This window comes from Streptococcus parasanguinis (assembly GCF_001069785.1).
Lineage (GTDB): Bacteria > Bacillota > Bacilli > Lactobacillales > Streptococcaceae > Streptococcus > Streptococcus parasanguinis_T.
On sequence record NZ_JVSR01000001.1, the window covers coordinates 1 to 3821 of the forward strand.

At 41.8% G+C, this 3821-nt stretch carries 5 protein-coding genes, 1 tRNA gene and 1 pseudogene; all 7 read right to left on the reverse strand.

Going from position 1 to position 3821, the window contains the following annotated elements:
• Window positions 1-134: 134 nt before the first annotated feature.
• Window positions 135-206, reverse strand: a tRNA-Arg gene (locus tag ADG03_RS00005).
• A gap of 43 nt (window positions 207-249) precedes the next feature.
• Window positions 250-597 carry a 50S ribosomal protein L19 gene (gene rplS, locus ADG03_RS00010; protein ID WP_003003254.1) on the reverse strand — a complete coding sequence of 116 codons (348 nt, stop codon included), beginning with the start codon at window positions 595-597 and terminating at the stop codon, window positions 250-252.
• A 123-nt stretch (window positions 598-720) separates the two neighbouring features.
• Window positions 721-1884: a chloride channel protein gene (locus tag ADG03_RS00015; RefSeq protein ID WP_204372655.1), complete on the reverse strand. Its 1164-nt coding sequence runs from the start codon at window positions 1882-1884 to the stop codon at window positions 721-723.
• A gap of 46 nt (window positions 1885-1930) precedes the next feature.
• Window positions 1931-2203 carry a chorismate mutase gene (locus tag ADG03_RS00020; protein ID WP_003012298.1) on the reverse strand — a complete coding sequence of 91 codons (273 nt, stop codon included), beginning with the start codon at window positions 2201-2203 and terminating at the stop codon, window positions 1931-1933.
• Between the two features lie 63 nt (window positions 2204-2266).
• Entirely contained in the window at window positions 2267-2710 is a 444-nt protein-coding gene (locus ADG03_RS00025) for a flavodoxin (RefSeq protein WP_003007049.1), read from the reverse strand.
• Window positions 2711-2872: 162 nt separating this feature from the next.
• Window positions 2873-3571: a hypothetical protein gene (locus tag ADG03_RS11105; protein WP_239667177.1), complete on the reverse strand. Its 699-nt coding sequence runs from the start codon at window positions 3569-3571 to the stop codon at window positions 2873-2875.
• 97 nt (window positions 3572-3668) lie between these two features.
• A pseudogene (locus ADG03_RS11800) lies at window positions 3669-3821 on the reverse strand (cobalamin biosynthesis protein CobN); the annotation flags it as partial.

A 3821-nucleotide genomic window follows, 5' to 3' on the forward strand; every position in this document is an offset into this window, starting at 1 on the left:
CCTTTTATTTGCTTTAATTCCTTTATCTCTTTTAGAATACTAAAAATATATAAACTAAATAGAATTACACCTAAGGAAAGTCTCGAAAGAGGAATTTCTATTCAATTAGAAAATCCCTCTTCGTCATAAATTTATGTCCCCTGCTGGAATCGAACCAGCAACTACTCCTTAGGAGGGAGTTGTTATATCCATTGAACTAAGGGGACCTATAAAAAAAGAAGCGAGATCACTCCCGCCTCCTTGTTCGTCTTAACGACGGATTTCTTTAATACGAGCTGCTTTACCTTGCAATGCACGAAGGTAGTACAATTTCGCACGACGTACTTTACCGTAACGTACAACTTCAATCTTTTCTACACGTGGAGTGTGTACTGGGAATGTACGTTCAACACCGACACCGTTAGAGATTTTACGAACAGTGTACATTTCAGTGTGTCCTTGACCTTTACGAGCGATAACAACGCCTTCAAAGATCTGGATACGTTCACGAGATCCTTCGACAACTTTCGCGTGTACACGAACAGTGTCACCAGGACGGAATGCAGGGATATCAGTACGAAGTTGACCTTCAGTCAAGCTTTGGATTAATGGATTCATTTTATTCTCCTATCTTCGTCAATCTTGAGGGACCTCCCTCAGCGGATAAACTGTATTTTTGTGCTTCCATTACGCACAGAAACTATCATATCAGATAATCTCAGGTTTGTAAAGCTCTTTTCTCTACTTTTTCGCAACTTTTTGACCGGAATAAATGCTCCACTCTTTTGGTAGGCAATAGGCGATGGCGCAAGCAATAACAAAGAAAGGAAGATTGGCATAGCCAAAGACTTCTCCTCCGATCAAGATCGGTGCGAGCAAGGTCGTCGTCGCACTGCCAAAGACACTGGCATAACCGATAGCGGCCACGACTAAGACGGGTAACCCTAGCATAGGAGCAAGGAAGACTCCAAGCGTAGCTCCGATCGCAAAGAGCGGTGTCACTTCTCCCCCTTGGTATCCAGCAGAGATGGTCACCACGGTAAAGAGGAGCTTCAAGATCCAGTCATAACTCTGCGCTCTACCCTGATGAAAAGCCACATCAATCAGATTGGTTCCAAGTCCACTATAAGTGCCGACCTTGGTCAGCTGGAGGGTCAAGAGGACCAAACTAAGTCCAGCCCCTATAAGGGCAATCCGGATATAAGGATTAGGCAAGGCTTGAGCAACTGTTTTCTTCAACCAGGAAAGGCTAACAGCAAAGAGTTTCCCAGCGAGGCCAAAAGCCAGGCCAAGAAGGGCAACTTTGATCAAGGTCTCTGGTGTCCAGCTCAGCGTTTCTCTAAGTGGCACAGCAAATTTCTCTAAGCCAAGGGCATGAGAGGTAAAGCTAGCCATGATCGAAGCGATAAGGGCAGGATAGAGAGCCATCAACTGCAACTCCCCAACTGTCAAGACTTCAAGGGCAAAGAAGGTTGCTGCCAGTGGCGTCTGAAAGAGCCCCGCAAAACCAGCTGCCATCCCGGTCATAAGAAAAATACGCGAAGCATCTGGAATCTTGATATGACGGGCAAAACGATGCGAAAGGGTCGCTCCGATCTGGACCGCTACGCCTTCCCGACCGACCGAACCACCAAAGAGATGGCTCATCCAGGTCGTCAGCATAATCAAAGGCACCAAGACCAAGGGGATTTTCTCCTCACGTGCGTGTCCAACATCAAAGATGAGGCCCATCCCTTTTGAAGCCTTGCCACCAAAACGTTTATAAAGATAAACGATGACAAGCCCCGCTAAGGCTAGAAAAACAATCAAAGGCCAGTGCTGGCTTCGGAAATCCCCGATCAGAAGAAGACCTTGACCAAAAATCATATCAATGGCACCAACCAAGAGACCAATGAAAAGCGCCATCCCTGTTAGGACCACATACTGTTGTGCTTTTTTCTTGATAGATAGACTAGTCACGCGCCCTCACCTCCTCTTGGAAGTCTCTCGAGCGCTTCATCATATCTTGAAACTGAGCTTGAATGGTCGCACGATACTGCTCCTCCGTCACGAGAGAGCCGACTTTCTCAAGCACCTCTCTTTCCCTTCCTTGATCGAGCACAGGTAAACCCTGCTGCTCCTTATATTCTACAATCTGACCGACACAGACCATCCGTCTTTCCAGCAAGGCTACAAGCTCTTGATCGATTTGGTCAATGTCCTTACGAATCTGATCTAAATCCATGTGTCTCCTCTTTATTTTGGATATAAATCGAGGCTGTAATCCATCGATCCAGTCTCTTTGTCATTAATTTGCTTTTGCTACAAGTTCTTCTGCAAAGGCTTCTAATTTTTCAATGTCTTCGTCTTCTGCAGACAAATCAACTTTGACACACTCAGAACCTTTTTCAGCACCAGTCGCAGCGAAGCAACGGTCGAAATCATCAACTGCTTTACAGAATTCATCGTAGAAGGTATCACCTGATCCTACCACACCGTAAAGTTTGCCTTTGAGATCAAGGCCAGCCAAATCTTCGTAGAAATCTTGGATCTCATCTGGAAGCTCTCCATCGCCGTATGTATAGGTCGCTACCACTGCGATATCCGCATCAAGGAAGTCCTCCGCATCCACAGTTGTACACTCATCCACATCTACTTCGACACCAAGATCACGGAATTTGTCCGCTACAATATCCGCAATTTCTTCAGTATTTCCAGTCATACTAGCAAAAACAATCTTCGCTACAGTCATAATTTCCTCCCAAAAGCTATTTCCCGTATTATACCACTTTTTCAAGCATTTTGCACGAAACCTTTCCCGAGAAGATGAAAGAATGGGTTCATTTCAAGAAATTGGACCGATTCAATCTAATCACCCTCGTTTTCTTTTTGAATCAATTTAATAATCAATTTATTATCCGTTTTTCTTCTCCAACTCGTATTCCTCTTTAATATCTTTGATACGCTGGATTTCTTCATCTAGTTTTTTATTAAATTCAGGTTCAGTCTTATATGGATAGGAAAAACGGCTCCAGGTATACCACTTCAACCCATCTTTCCCTTTAAAATACCATTCAAGTTTGACTGGTAAATAATCTTGATTATAGGTGATCCGAACTTTCGAAAATTGGTCAGTTTTATCTAAAACTCTAGCCTCAAATTCAGGTGTCTTTTCCTCTTTCACTAGCGATTTAGTAATTAGAGATTTCGGATCTCGCTCAATGATATAGTTTGATTTCTCGATCTCATCTTTTGAAACCTTTAAATTCAGAATTGCGGAAGTGACATTTCGGTATAAGAATAAATGATATCTGTCATCAGGCTTTTCATCTGAACTACCATCATACATCTTCCCATTTTTTTCAACTACCTGAGTTCTACTATAAAAATTTTCACTCTTCAAATCATACCCATTCTCAAAATTAAATTTATATAAATTTTCATTTTCCGAATCATCTACAACAATAAATCGTTGTTGTTCTAATATCGATTTTGAATTTTCTTGAGTCTTACCTCTTTGAACTACTATGAAAATTCCAGCAACAACTACAAAAATCAAAGCAAATAGAAAAACTTTTAAACTGAATCGTCTCTTTTTTACTTCTTTCATCATATCCACATCATTCTAACAACATATCCAATCCAAAGGAAATGTCTTCCTAACAATATAGTTGGGCCCTTAATAAGCTAAGATTTATTTCAAAAACGGGTCAATCACCCTCATTTTCTTTTTGAATTTCTTTAATAGTTTTGATTTCTTCATCAAGCTTCTTATTAAATTCAGCTTTATTCTTAAATGGGTATGAATAGGTGCGCCAAGTGTACCATTTCAGACCTTCTTCACCCTTATAGTACCACTCGAT